Raw genomic sequence first — 13,061 nt, forward strand, 5'->3', positions numbered from 1 at the left:
GGCATCCTGGCGGCGGGGGCCACCGGGGGCCACCGGTTTTCGGTGGGCGCGGGTGCCGGGGTGCGGCACCCGCGCCGGCGACCGGGGGTGCTCCGCCGAACTGCGGCGGGTGGTCCGGGGCGAGCGCCTCGGAGACGCGGCTCGCGATGGTGTCCGCGGAGCTGACGTCCGGCGCGTTCGGCCCCTGAGCACCGTGGCTGACGGGAGCGAGGCGGATGAAACGACGCCGTCGCAAGAGGGCCTGTTCGGCCAGACTTCAGATCATGATCATTAGTCCGGGACGGGAATAGTGCCCTCGGTACGTGGACAGGCGGCACCAGCCTTCCCTAGCGTTTCCCGCACCGGCCCAAACCGGGGCCGCACTCAAGGGGGTTGGCCATGGCTCACACGAGGATCACGGGCGACGGCAACGGGGACTGCAAGGACGGTGACTGCCCCAACGTCTACATCACCGACCGGGGCACTCTCGTCTTCCAGGGCGACCAGTACGCCGACCTGACCGTGCCGACGCACGAGGGTGCCGTGGAGCTGCCGGAGGCAGTTGTGAAGGAGGCCATTCGTGTCCTTGGATGGTGAGAGCTGGCAGCAGCTCCTGCACGGGTTCTCCCAGTCGGCGTTCCGACTTGAGACTCTCCCCGCCTACAAGGTGGCGGGGGAGGCCGAAGAGATCGAGGAATTCCTGGCCGGGAATCGAATCGACCCGGACGCCTACACGTCCGGGTGGACGGACAGGCTCAGGGCTCACACCGCGGCCGGTCGTACCGTGCAACGGGTGCACATCGTTACCCGTCCGCTGAGTGACTATCTTCGGTACGAGTTCATGTACTACGAGCCGCACGCAAAGGCGGGCGAGGATATCCGGATTCTCGACCTGACGGACAGGCCGAATCCCGGACTTCCTGATCAGGACTTCTGGTTGTTCGACGACGCCAGCGTGGTCCTGATGAACTACGAGCCGGACGGAACGCAGACCGATCGCGTTCTCTTCGACGGTGACGTGCAGCAGTATCGGGAATGGCAGCGGCTGGCGGTAGTCGAGTCCGTGTCCTTTGCGGACTACGTGAAAGAGCATGGGTGGCAATAGATCCGGCCGAGCTTGGGCAGAGCAAATCCGACCTGGCGAAGGCGCTCAAAGAACTCCGGGATCAAGCCGGTCTCTCAGGGGACCGGCTTGCCCGGCGTTGTGGCATGACGCAATCCAAAATCAGCAAGATCGAGACCGGCCGATCGGTTCCGTCTCTGGTGGATGTGGAACTGATCCTACGGGCGCTCGAAGTGCCGGCCGAGCTGGCTCGGCGAGTGTTGGACCTGGCCAGGGTGGCGAACACCGAGTGGCAAGACGTCCGTGCGTTGCGACAGAAGGGCCTGGACAAGAAGCAGGTCGAGCTCGCGGCGCTTGATGCGTCGTCCACCGAGATTCGGTATTTCCTGCTCTCAATGCTGACGACCCTACTGGCCACCCCTGAATACATCCGGGCAAGCCTGGCCCACGTTCCGGGAGACGCCAGTAAGGCCGTAGCCAAGAAGCTGGACCGGCAGACCGTTATTTATGACGAGTCGAAGACGTTTACCTTCATTCTCACAGAACAAGCCGCACGCTGGGCTGTCCTGCCGCCCCGTGCGATGACGCTTCAACTCGACCGGCTTATGTCGCTGTCCAGGCTGCCGAACATTCGCCTCGGCGTGATCCCGCTTGGCAAGTACATTCCCGACTGCCCACTCAACACGTTCACGGTCTATGACAGAAGTCTCGCCACCGTCGAGACCGAGACGGGGATCATCGTACTGAGAGACCCGAGGGACGTGCAGCAGTACCGGGACATGTTCGCCATGTACGAGGGCCACGCACTGTTCGATGAACAGGCGCGCGGGAAGCTGACGGAGTGGGCAGATATGTTCCGTCGAGATCTTTAGTCGCTGACGGGAATTTCATTGATCGGTCAGCCGGAATTCCCCTAGCTTGGCCTTTCGTCCACAAAGCCGAGCGAAGGGGAGCCAGGCATGTCCGTAGCAGTGGAAAGCCAGCCCGGCCGGGCTGAGCCGCGCGCCGTGATGCCGGGCCCGCCAGGCGGCGCCGAACGCGGAGCGCGGGCGCCACCGACACCACCACCGCCGAGGACACCCAGAGTGATCGAATGATCACAGGCTTGGTGTTGGTGGCCTGCGATGCGGGATCGTGGGCCGACCGCGCGAGCGGCGCGCGGGAGTGGCCCGACCGATGAAGGGGCTAACCCATGAAGAAGATCGTTGCCAAGCTCTGGCGGATCATCAGGGGTCCGATGCAGTGGCGCGTTCTGTGGTTGTGGCACTCGAAGTTCATGGTCGGCGTGACGGGCGTCGTCCGCGACCGGGACGGCCGGGTGCTGCTGCTGAAGCACCGACTGTGGCCGGAGGGGCGGCAATGGGGCCTGCCGACCGGCTACGCGAACAAGGGCGAGTCCTTCGAGGACACGATCATCCGTGAGGTCCAGGAGGAGACCGGGCTCGTGGTGAAGGTGTGCGAGCTGGCGCACCTGAAGAGCGGTTACAAGCTGCGCGTCGAAGTCGCCTACGAGGCGCTGTACGTCAGTGGACGGATCAAGGTCGCTTCGTTCGAGGTCTTGGAGGCTCGATGGTTCTCACCGGACAATCTCCCCGAGGGAGTTCAGGACTCGCACCGGCAGTTGATCAGCCGTCAGCGGCTCTGAACCTCGGCCGCTCGCTCACCCCCTCGTGCCTGGGGCCGAACGAGCACCTGGCCGGCGGCGTGGCCGAGCGTTCCGAGTTGGCTCAGCGACTGGCGGCGCAGCGGGCCACGGCTGCGCTGAGTCAGGCTCATCCGAACATCACGTTCTCGCTGCTGCACTGGGTGCTCGACACGTGGGCTGACGAGGCCGCGCGGGAGGTCTTCCGGCAGGGCGCTGCCCTGCTGGCGGACCGGTACCGTCAGCTCGGCCTGGGTCAGCTGCTGCCCATCGACCGGGTGTGGGTGGGTGTCCGCTCGACTCGACCCGATGCCTTCGGGGGTTTCCACCACCCCGACCAGGGATACCGGCACCTTCAACTCGCCTCCGTCATCACCCGGTACGGCAGGCTGAGTGACGCCCGGCTGTCCTCTCCGGAGCTGGTGGCGCTCGACCTGCTGCGGTCCTACGCCCATGACTGCCTGCACTTCGGCTCGTTCCGCGAGTACCGGCTTCACCAGGGCCAGGTGATCCGCAACCGGTACGGGATCAACCGGCGGGACGGCAACGGCCGGACCTACTCGGCCCCGGACCAGGCGGACGCGGGGACGACTCGCAACCTCGGCATCGTGATGGAGGGAGCGACGGACCGGGAGGCCCGGACACTCGCTCACACAGTGGCTGCGCGGCTCGGTCTTGCCGACCGCGTCGAACCGGCTGATCGGCTCGCCTTCCGCGACACCACGGGACAGCTGGAAGCTGCCGACTTCGCCCCTTTTACATCCGGTGTCGCCTCCCGCTTCAACCTGGCCATGGCCGGCTATGAACGTGGGGTCGGTGCTCGGTACCTGACGTTCCTCACGGAAATCGGCGGGACAGCAGCGGACACGCTCCACGGGCTGATAGTCGCGGCCATGGTCGGCGGAGACCTGAGCGGACTTACGGCATGGCTCGACCAGCGCCACGGCTCCCGAGCGTTCCCGCGTCTCTTCCGCTCATCGGCTTACACCGGACCGGACCCCGGCGAGTAGCCGTCCCTTGACCGCCCTGCCTGGGCGACGGCTCGGCGGGTTGCGGCATACCGGCATCCTGGCGGCGGGTGCCACCGGGGGCCACCGGTTCTCGGTGGGCGCGGGTGCCGGGGTGCGGCACCCGCGCCGGGGGTGCTCAGCCGAACTGCAGTGGGTGGTCCGGGGCGAGCGCCTCGGAGATGCGGCTCGCGATGGTGTCCGCGGAGTTGACGTCCGGCGCGTTCGGGCCCTTGGTCACGGAGACCGCGATGGCCAGCCGCTCGCAGGGCAGGTAGGCCTGGATGGCCGCGAAGCCGGTGAAGGAGGGGTTCTGGAGGACCCAGTCGTTCACGACGATCGCGGTGAACCCGAAGTGCCTCTGTTCGGTGTTCTCCAGGCAGATGTCCGCCGGGCAGGTCTTGGTCGCACCGCCGAGGCCCACCGTGCCGGGGTTCAGCAGTTCCTGGTAGGAGTGCGGCGAGAGCAGCTCACCGGCGCCGATGCCCACCGCCGAGCGGGCCAGGTCGCAGATGTCGGTGGTGATGACGGCCCCGGGGACGGTGGTCCAGGACGGGTTCCAGAAGGTGGACTCCTCGTAGATGCCCCGGTCGGAGGTGAAGGCGTGCTGGACGGGCGCCGGGATCTCGGGGGTGGTGCCGTCGAAGGTCTCGTGCAGGCCGAGCGGGCGGTAGATCCGCTGCTGGAGCAGGCGGTCGAGCGGGATCCCGGTGATCTTCTCCAGGGCTTCGCCGAGCAGCACGAAGTTGGCGTGCGAGTAGCTCCAGTTGGTGCCCGGGTCGTACCAGCGCGGCCTGGCGAGCGCGATGTCGACCAGCTCCTGCGGCGTCCACTGCCGGAAGGGGGCCGCGTAGAGCGCGGCGAGGAAGTCCGGGTCGGTGACGTAGTCGGCGATCCCGGTGGTGGAGCTGCCCAGCATCCGCAGGGTGATCTCGTCGCCGTGCGGGAGGTCGGGCAGCCAGCGGGAGACCGGGTCGTCGAGGCCGACCACGCCCTCGTCGACGAGCTGGAGGAGGGTGGTGCCCATGAAGGCGATGCCCACCGAGCCGGCCCGGAAGTGCATGGCCGGCTCGGCCGGTACACCGGTCATCGACTCGCCGAGCCCGGCGGTGACGAGCTCGTGGCCGTCCCGGGTGACGCGCAGGATCACGGACTTGAGGTCCAGCTCCTGCTTGGCCTGCTCGGCGATCCGCAACACCTCGGCGGCCGGGCCGCCGTCGGGCGGCGGCGAGGCGACGCAGGGCCGGTGCGGCGCTCCCTCGGGGGCGGCGGCGGCCTCCGGTCCGGTGGCGGTCGCGGGGCCGGCGCCGGCCGTGACCTGGAAGCTCGCCGCGGTGAGCAGGGCCGCGCAGAGCGCGGTGGTGAGGCGGGTACGTGTCATGGCCGCAGTGTCCGGGCCCGGCCTCGCCGAGCCGGGGCGACGCGGCCCCGACCCGCCCGGGGATCACCCGGAGTGCTCCACCCGGCGCCTCGGGGCCTCGTCGTACCGGGCGGCCGAGCCGGGCCGGATCGCGGCGACGCCGGCCGGCAAGCTGGACGGCGTGTTCGCCAACGCGGGTGTCGGCATCACCGCCCAGGACCTCGCCGTCGACGGCGGCCTGGTCAACGCCCTCCCGGCCTGACCCCCTGCCGTCCCGCCGCCCGCCGGCCCGCTGCCTGGTCCTGCCAGGGCCAGGCAGCGCCCCGCGCGAGCGGCGACACTTCTCCCATGACCACCGCGACCAGCCTCGGCGACTTCCTCCGCTCACGCCGCTCCGGCCTCCGGCCGCAGGACGTGGCCCTGCCGGACTACGGCGGCACCCGCCGGGTCGCCGGCCTGCGCCGCGAGGAGATCGCCCAGCTCGCCGGCGTCAGCGTCGACTACTACACGCGGATGGAACAGGGCCGCGTCCCCAACCCCTCCGAGGGGGTGCTCGACGCCCTCGCCCGCGCCCTGCAGCTGACCGCCGACGAGACCGGCCACCTGCACGACCTGGCCCGCCCGGCCCCGCGCCGCCCGCCGATGGCCCCCGCGCCCCGCCACGAGCAGTCGGTACGGCCCATGCTCCAGCGGCTGCTGACCGAGCTGCGGGACGTCCCGGCCCTGGTGATGGGCCGCCGGATGGACGTCCTCGCCTGGAACCCGGCCGCCCGCGCCCTCCTCGGCGACTACGGCACCATGGCCCCCGCCGAGCGCAACATCGCCCGCATCACCTTCCTCGACCCGACCTCGCGCGACCTGTACGCGGACTGGGCCGCCTGCGCCCGGGAGAACGTCGCCTACCTCCACCTGGAGGCCGGCCGCCACCCCGACGACCCCCACCTGGCCTCCCTGATCGGCGAGCTGTCGATGCACAGCGAGGACTTCCGCCGCTGGTGGGCCCAGCACCCCGTCCAGGACAAGACCGGGGGCACCAAGCGCTTCCACCACCCGCTCGTCGGCACCCTCTCCCTCACCTACGACACCCTCCGCGCCGCCGACGACCCCGACCAGGCCCTGATCACCTACACCGCCGCCCCCGGCAGCCCCTCCCACGACGCCCTCCGCATGCTCCTCGCCTGGACCGCCGCCACCCCGCAGCAGCACGCCTGAGCCCCCGGAACCGGTGATCGTGTCCCATTCCGGCGTTCCAGGCACACGCGTTTCCGCAGGTCAGAGGGGCTGGAACGTCCCAGCGTCCCGTATCCGCCGTGGTGGCTGGCGGGCGGGACGGCGCCCGGGCCATGGTCGTTCCAGATCGACCAGAGCATGCGTCACCGCAGCACCGACACCGGGGGAATTCCCATGCGTACGTTCCACAGCCGCACCGCCGCCCTGACCGCGACGGGCACCGCCCTGCTCGCCCTGGCCCTGACCGCCTGCGGTCCGGACCCGGTGCCCGCGAGCCCCAAGGCAGCCGACCCGAAGCCCGCGGGCACGGCGGCATCCGCCCCGGCCGCCGGTGCCGGTGTGGCCCCGGAGGCTCCCGCCCCGGCGGCCCCCGCCGCTCCGGGCGGCAGTGCACCGCAGGGTGTGGGGACCGGGACGGGCGCGGGGACCGGGAAGGGGGCAGAGGCCGGAAAGGGCTCCGGTGCCGCCCAGCCCGCCACCGCCGCGAAGCCGCCGGTCGGACCGGCCACGGCGGCCACGCCGCTGTGCACCGTCAAGGACCTCGCCATCAGCGCCGCCCGCAAGGACGGGCCGCCCTACACCCACATCGTCCTCACGGCGAAGAACACCTCCGGCCATAGCTGCCAGCTGAGCGACTTCCCGCAGATCCAGTTCCTGGAGAGCCACCGGGAGAACGTGCCGGCCGTCGCCAGGAGCAAGCCGAGCGCCCCGGTCGTCCTCACCCCCGGCGCCCCCGCCTACGCCCTGGTCCGGCTGTCCAACGGCGGGGTCCACGAGGACAACGAGCCGGTCTCCGCGTTCTCCGTCACGCTCGGCGGGGGCGGCGGCACCGCCACCGTGAAGTCCCCCGGCGCGGGCGGCATCGCCGTCGACCCGGCCGTCTGGGCCACCGGCTACTGGACGCCCGAGCTGCGAAACGGCGCCGACGACTTCTAGTGCCGCGTCAGGCAACTTTTGCCCGTCAAGGAGAGGCGTCCGGTGCGTGCTATCGGCGTGCCGGCCGGAAGTCCTCGTACTGGACGTACTTGGGCTTTCGGCCGGTGCGGCGAGAGTGCGTGCCGGGCGTCGCGACGGGGCGAAGGTTGCCTGACGCGGCACTAGTGCCGCGCCAGGGGAAGCGCCGTGTCGACGAGGCGCCGGCCACCGGAAACCCGGGAGGCCGGCGCCTCCGCGGAGGCGGGTCGATCGGGCGGTCGACCGAGCACGGAGCGCGGTCTCCCTGGCGCCAATTGACCCATGATTATGGTCCTGGAATGCACCATTCAGGCGGTCGGCCAACGAAATAGAGTGATCATCACGAGGTCACGGCAGGGAGCCGGGACCGCCCGACACGGGGGAAAAACCACCATGACCGCCAACCCGCTGAAGCCGCTGCTGACCCGCGCCGCCACCGCCGAGACCACCAACGACCCGAGCAGCACCATGACCCTGCTCGCCGACTGCGGTACCGACGGCAGCCCGATCACCAGCTACCGCTCCACCTTCGCCAAGGGCGCCGTCGGCGCCCCCGCCCACTTCCACACCCGCGCCTCCGAACTGTTCTTCGTCATCGGCGGCGAACTCCAGGTCCTGCTCGACGACACCGTCGAGACCCTGGGCGAGGGCGACTTCCTGCTCGTCCCCCCGCACACCCCGCACGCCTTCGCCGCCGCTCCCGGCTCCGAGGCCGACGTGCTCTTCACCTTCACCCCCGGCATGCCCCGCTTCGACTACCTGCGGCTGCTCGGCCGGGTGGTGCGCGGCGAGGCGAGCCCGCAGGAGATCAAGGACTCCTCCGAGCAGTACGACAACCACTACGTCGACAGCCCGCTGTGGCGCGCCACCCTGGAGGCCGCGGCCGGCAAGTGACCGGGGGCCGCGGGCCGGTCGGGTGAGGAGGTCGCGGGAGTCGTCCCGAGACCTCCTCGTCTCGTGACCGGGTGGCTTCAGAGCTCCCTGACCTTCGGCGGATTGCCGGTGGAGATGGAGAGGTTCCCCTGCTGAATCTGGACGTTGCTGCCGCTGACCAGCACCCCGCCGTCCTTGGTCATCGAGAGGTTGCCCCTGCCGAAAGCGACCGCGATACCCCGCTCGAAGGTCACCCACTTCTTGAACTCGTTGATCCCGAAGAACAGGATCCGGTCGGGCATGGTGACGAACATCCGCTCACCGTCGTGGCTGAGCTGCATCCCTCCGCCGACGGTGAGAAGGCCCTTCACATGCCCTTCGCCGGCGTGCAGCTCGTTCAGGTCGGCCTTGTCGGCGATGACGGCGCCGAGGTCGTGGGCGCCGTCACGGTAGACGCGGACGCCGGCCTTCGGGAACTCGATCCAGCCGTCGGCGGTGTCGCGGCCCTGGACCCACTTGGTGTTGATGCCGTTGAGGTCGGCCTTGTCCGCGGCGACGATGCCCCACTCCTGGCCGCCGTCCTTGCGAACGTCGATCCCCGCCTGGGGGAACCCGATCCACCCCTTACCGCCGTCACGGTCACCCACCCACTTGGTGTTCAGACCGTTCAGATCCGCCTTGTCCGCGAAGACCGTCCCCCACTCCTGACCGCCGTCCTTGCGAACATCGACACCCGCCTGGGGAAAGTCGATCCACCCCTTACCGCCATCGCGGTCACCCACCCACTTGGTGTTGACGCCGTTGACGTCCGCGCGGTCGGCGGTGACGACGCCGAGGTCCTTGTTCGGGCCGTGGTAGACGTCGATGCCGGTGTCGGGGAAGTCGATCCAGCCGGAGCCGGCGGTCCGGCCCTTGACGGACTCGGTCTTCACGTCGCGCACGTCGGCGGTCCTGGCCGTGACCGTCCCCGCGGCGCCGCCCTGGTCGTCGACCTTCACGCCGTCCGCGGTGAAGGTGACCCGGCCCCTGTCCGACGTCCCCTCGACCCACGGCGAGCGCGTCCCGCTCCCGAACTCGGGGACGAGCGCGTGGACGGTGGTGGTGAGGAAGTACCCGTGCTGCGGCTGCCCGCCGTTGTCCGTACCGGCGATCAGGGTGTACGTGGTGCCGCGCTTCGGGGCGGGGACGGACCAGGAGTAGTACCGGAGGGCCACCGCGGGGCTCTTGTCCGCCGACGCGACGGGCACCTGGGTGCCGTCCGGGTAGCGGATCCAGTAGTCGAGGTTGCCGGGTCCCTCCCATTCCAGGACGACGCTCTGGCCCGCGTCCGCGTCCAGCAGGGCGGTCTTCGGGCGGAAGTTGCGCGGCACCTTCGGCGTCTGCTTCGCCACCGCGAGCGTGGTGGTGAAGGAGTCCGTCGGCATGCCCGCCTGCTGGTCGCCGCCGCCGGTCCGCTCGTGGATCTTCAGGAGGACCAGGCCGTCACCCCGGGAGAGCGGGATGTTCTCCAGTTTGAGGATGATCGCCGCATTGCCGGGCAGGGCCAGCTTCTTCCCCGGCCAGTTGGGGTGCTGCGCCCGGAAGACGCCCTTGTCGCCGTCCCACTCGAACCGCGGATCATCCGGCTCCCAGGTCGCGTAGTACGTCCTGGTGAGACTCGCCTTGATCAGCGAGGCGTCGGCCGTCAGGTGGTCGGGGTCGGGGCCGACCGGGACCTCCACATCGATGTACCTCCAGTCCACCTCCTCCTGGTGGGTGTTGGAGACGATCACGTACACCGATCCCACGGACGGTGCGCCGTCGGACGATGCTTGCAGTGACGTCGGATCCGTGACGATCTCGTAGTGCAGCAGAGACGGCACAGCGCGGACTCCCTACCTCGGCGTTGCTCACGGAGCGGGCAGCGGACGCGCGCGGGGGCCGGGGTGTTGCCGGATGCCGTTCGGGTCTTTCGAGGCCGCGCGCCCCGCGCGGGGACAGGTGCCAACAGACCCGTCGAGCGTAAGCAGCCCCCACCCGTCCGAGCCCCGCGATCCGGTGGAGCTGGCCCGAACCGGCCCCCCGTCTGACCGAAATCACGGATCCGAAGGATCCCCCAACCTGCTTGCAGGTAAGGAGAGTTGACATCACCGACCCCCCCCAGACCCCGTTCCGTCAGCTCGCGGGCCTTCCGCTCCAGACCTTGCGGGCGGCCAGCAGGGGAAGCACGCCCTCGCCGAACCAGTAGGCCTCTTCCAGGTGGGGGATCCCCGACAGCACGAACTCGTCGATGCCCAGCTCGTGGTACTCGGTGATCAGGTCGGCGACCTCCCGGTGGCTGCCCACCAGCGCCGTTCCGGCTCCCCCGCGCAGCAGGCCGATGCCGGCCCACAGGCCCGGGTGGACCTCCAGCCGCTCGGCGGAGCCGCCGTGCAGGGCGAGCATCCTGCGCTGACCCTCCGACTCGCTTTCGGCGAGGGCCCGTTGGGTCTCCCGGACGCGCTGCGGGTCCATCGCGGCGAGCAGCCGCTCGGTCTCCGCCCAGGCCTGCGCGGAGGTGTCCCGGGTGATCACGTGCAGCCGGATGCCGAAGCGGACCACCCGGCCCTGCGCGGCGGCCAGTTCACGGATCCAGGTGATCTTCTCCCGGACCTGCGCGGGTGGCTCCCCCCAGGTCAGGTACACGTCGGCGTACCGCGCCGCGACCTCGCCGGCCGCCGGGGAGGAGCCGCCGAAGTACACCGGCGGCACCGGATCGGGCAGCCGGTTCAGCCGTGCCCGCTCGACGCGCAGGTGCACGCCGTCCCGGTCGACCGTCTCCCCCGCCCAGAGCCGCCGGGTGATGTCGAGGAACTCGCCGGTCCGGGCGTACCGCGCGTCCTTGTCGAGGAAGTCCCCGTACGCCCGCTGCTCCGCCGACTCGCCGCCCGTCACCACGTTCAGCAGCAGCCGGCCGCCGGACTGCCGCTGGTAGGTCGCCGCCATCTGCGCGGCCAGGGTCGGGCTGATCTGCCCCGGCCGGAAGGCGACCAGGTACTTCAGCCGCTCCGTGACCTGCGTCAGCATCGCGGTGGTCAGCCAGGCGTCCTCGCACCACGCGCCGGTCGGCGTCAGCACCCCCTCGAAGCCCAACTGCTCGGCGCTGCGGGCGATCTGGCCGAGGTAGGCGATGCTCGGCGGCCGGTCCGACCCGGCCGTCCCGGGCGTGGAGCCGTGGCCGCCCCCGACGATCTGCCGGCTGTCGCCGTTGGTGGGGAGGAACCAGTGAAACGTGGGGGACATGGACGTACGCTCCTGCGCCGGGGGTCGCCTGGGGGAAAGGTGTCGCGGGAACCGGGCGGGGACCGAGCCAGGGCTTGTCGGACAAGCCCTGGAACTCGGTGCGGGCCCGGTGGGAGGTCAGCGACAACAGGCGGCCGCGCACACGCGCACCAGGTCGACGTGCAGGCGTCGGACCAGCGTGCGGCGGGCGGGGGCGTTCATGACGGCGATTATCCGGCCATCGGAGCGGTCGGATCAAGAGCGGCCGCTTCGGGGACGGCCGATGCGGGAGCGGCCGGATCCCGGGAGCCGGGGCGGGACGACCGGAGCCCGGAGCCGGGGCAGGGCGGCCGGTCCGCGGGAATGGAGACGCCCGCAGGCCCTCCCGTCACGGGGAGGGCCTGCGGGCGTACGAAGCCGGGCAGCCGGGGAGCCGGGAGGCTCAGACCAGGCCGGCCTTCTCCAGGGCGGAGCAGCAGGTGTTGACCAGCAGGCGGGTCACCACGTACGGGTCGACGTTCGCGTTCGGGCGACGGTCCTCGATGTAGCCCTTCTGGTCGACCTCGACCTGCCACGGGATGCGGACCGAGGCGCCGCGGTTGGAGACGCCGTAGCTGTAGACGTTCCACGGGGCGGTCTCGTGCTTGCCGGTCAGGCGCGACTCGATGTCGGCGCCGTACTGGGTGACGTGCTCCAGGACCTTCTCCTGGGAGGCGCCGAGCGACTCGCAGGCGGTGATGATCGCGTCGTAGTTCTCGCGCATCGCCTTGGTGGAGAAGTTGGTGTGCGCGCCGGCACCGTTCCAGTCGCCGCGGGCGGGCTTGGCGTCGAGGGTGGCGTCGATGCCGAACTCCTCGGCGGTGCGGTAGAGCAGGTAACGGGCGACCCACATGTGGTCGGAGGCCGTCAGCGCGTCGACCGGGCCGATCTGGAACTCCCACTGGCCGGGCATGACCTCGGCGTTGATGCCGCAGAGCGACAGGCCGGCCGCGAGGCAGCGGTCCATGTGCAGCTCGACGATCTCGCGACCGAAGACCTCCTCGGCGCCGACGCCGCAGTAGTAGCCGCCCTGCGGGGCCGGGAAGCCGCCCTCGGGGAAGCCGAGCGGGCGGGAGCCCTTGAAGAAGGTGTACTCCTGCTCGATGCCGAAGATCGACTCCTGAGCGGCGAACTGCTCGGCGATCGGGCGCAGCAGGGCGCGGGTGTTCGACTCGTGCGGGGTACCGTCGATCTCGTTGACCTCGCACAGGACGAGGATGTTGTCGCCGCCGCGGATCGGGTCCGGGAAGGTCGAGACCGGCTCGAGGACGCGGTCCGAGGCGTGACCCTCGGCCTGGTTGGTGGAGGAACCGTCGAAGCCCCAGGTGGGGATCTTGTCCGCGTTGGCCAGGATCCGAGTCTTGGAACGGAGCTTGGCGGTCGGCTTGGTGCCGTCGATCCAGATGTACTCGGCCTTGATTGCCACGGCGGTGAACCTCGCAAGCTGGGTGGTGGGTGCCCGCGTAGCGTCGCAAGCCGCCGTTTCCCGGTTGTTCCCCTCATGTAACGCGCAGGTGAACCAACCGTCCGCGTTGACACGGTCACGGTGCGAGAGTGCCGCGGGTGGCACTCCCGCACCGCCGGCGGCGCAGCCGGTACCGCTGAGCGGTCTGGCCGGTGCCGCGGAAGCGGCCTGGCCGGTACCGCCGGGCGGTCGGTCAGCGCCGCCGGGCG

General features: G+C 70.4%; 13 protein-coding genes. 9 read left to right on the forward strand and 4 right to left on the reverse strand.

Going from position 1 to position 13,061, the window contains the following annotated elements; all coding sequences use genetic code 11:
• Nucleotides 1-378: 378 nt before the first annotated feature.
• The 5 genes from ACFVVX_RS05030 (at nucleotide 379) to ACFVVX_RS05050 (ending at nucleotide 3,694) form a co-directional block, all read left to right on the forward strand.
• Entirely contained in the window at nucleotides 379-576 is a 198-nt protein-coding gene (locus ACFVVX_RS05030; RefSeq protein ID WP_387941508.1) for a hypothetical protein, read from the forward strand.
• Nucleotides 560-1,084 carry a DUF6879 family protein gene (locus ACFVVX_RS05035; RefSeq protein WP_387941510.1) on the forward strand — a complete coding sequence of 175 codons (525 nt, stop codon included), beginning with the start codon at nucleotides 560-562 and terminating at the stop codon, nucleotides 1,082-1,084. The genes ACFVVX_RS05030 and ACFVVX_RS05035 overlap by 17 nt, the downstream gene beginning before the upstream one ends.
• Nucleotides 1,075-1,914, forward strand: a complete 840-nt coding sequence (locus ACFVVX_RS05040) for a helix-turn-helix domain-containing protein (protein ID WP_387941512.1) — start codon at nucleotides 1,075-1,077, stop codon at nucleotides 1,912-1,914. The genes ACFVVX_RS05035 and ACFVVX_RS05040 overlap by 10 nt, the downstream gene beginning before the upstream one ends.
• A gap of 320 nt (nucleotides 1,915-2,234) precedes the next feature.
• A complete protein-coding gene (locus ACFVVX_RS05045) occupies nucleotides 2,235-2,687 on the forward strand; it encodes an NUDIX domain-containing protein (RefSeq protein ID WP_387941514.1) in 453 nt (150 codons plus the stop codon).
• A gap of 77 nt (nucleotides 2,688-2,764) precedes the next feature.
• Nucleotides 2,765-3,694, forward strand: coding sequence for a hypothetical protein (locus ACFVVX_RS05050; protein ID WP_387941516.1), 930 nt, complete (start codon nucleotides 2,765-2,767; stop codon nucleotides 3,692-3,694).
• Nucleotides 3,695-3,830: 136 nt separating this feature from the next.
• Here ACFVVX_RS05050 and ACFVVX_RS05055 read toward each other — a convergent pair whose 3' ends face one another.
• Nucleotides 3,831-5,072, reverse strand: coding sequence for a serine hydrolase domain-containing protein (locus tag ACFVVX_RS05055; protein ID WP_387941518.1), 1,242 nt, complete (start codon nucleotides 5,070-5,072; stop codon nucleotides 3,831-3,833).
• Between ACFVVX_RS05055 and ACFVVX_RS05060 the strand changes: the two genes are divergently transcribed.
• The 4 genes from ACFVVX_RS05060 (at nucleotide 5,071) to ACFVVX_RS05075 (ending at nucleotide 8,129) form a co-directional block, all read left to right on the forward strand.
• On the forward strand, nucleotides 5,071-5,313 hold the full coding sequence (locus tag ACFVVX_RS05060; protein WP_387941520.1) for a hypothetical protein: 243 nt from the start codon (nucleotides 5,071-5,073) through the stop codon (nucleotides 5,311-5,313). The genes ACFVVX_RS05055 and ACFVVX_RS05060 overlap by 2 nt on opposite strands.
• Before the next feature lie 86 nt (nucleotides 5,314-5,399).
• Nucleotides 5,400-6,263 carry a helix-turn-helix transcriptional regulator gene (locus ACFVVX_RS05065; RefSeq protein ID WP_387941522.1) on the forward strand — a complete coding sequence of 288 codons (864 nt, stop codon included), beginning with the start codon at nucleotides 5,400-5,402 and terminating at the stop codon, nucleotides 6,261-6,263.
• Nucleotides 6,264-6,455: 192 nt separating this feature from the next.
• A complete protein-coding gene (locus tag ACFVVX_RS05070; RefSeq protein ID WP_387941524.1) occupies nucleotides 6,456-7,217 on the forward strand; it encodes a DUF4232 domain-containing protein in 762 nt (253 codons plus the stop codon).
• A gap of 411 nt (nucleotides 7,218-7,628) precedes the next feature.
• Nucleotides 7,629-8,129, forward strand: coding sequence for a cupin domain-containing protein (locus tag ACFVVX_RS05075; RefSeq protein ID WP_387941526.1), 501 nt, complete (start codon nucleotides 7,629-7,631; stop codon nucleotides 8,127-8,129).
• A gap of 77 nt (nucleotides 8,130-8,206) precedes the next feature.
• Here ACFVVX_RS05075 and ACFVVX_RS05080 read toward each other — a convergent pair whose 3' ends face one another.
• The 3 genes from ACFVVX_RS05080 to glnII form a co-directional block, all read right to left on the reverse strand.
• On the reverse strand, nucleotides 8,207-9,970 hold the full coding sequence (locus tag ACFVVX_RS05080) for a hypothetical protein (protein WP_387941528.1): 1,764 nt from the start codon (nucleotides 9,968-9,970) through the stop codon (nucleotides 8,207-8,209).
• Nucleotides 9,971-10,262: 292 nt separating this feature from the next.
• Nucleotides 10,263-11,369, reverse strand: coding sequence for an LLM class flavin-dependent oxidoreductase (locus tag ACFVVX_RS05085; RefSeq protein ID WP_387941530.1), 1,107 nt, complete (start codon nucleotides 11,367-11,369; stop codon nucleotides 10,263-10,265).
• 421 nt (nucleotides 11,370-11,790) lie between these two features.
• Complete coding sequence (glnII, locus tag ACFVVX_RS05090; RefSeq protein ID WP_387941532.1) at nucleotides 11,791-12,813, reverse strand: glutamine synthetase; 1,023 nt, start codon at nucleotides 12,811-12,813, stop codon at nucleotides 11,791-11,793.
• Nucleotides 12,814-13,061: the final 248 nt, after the last annotated feature.

Origin of the sequence: Kitasatospora sp. NPDC058170 (assembly GCF_042883905.1) — a bacterium.
Taxonomy (GTDB): Bacteria; Actinomycetota; Actinomycetes; order Streptomycetales; family Streptomycetaceae; genus Kitasatospora.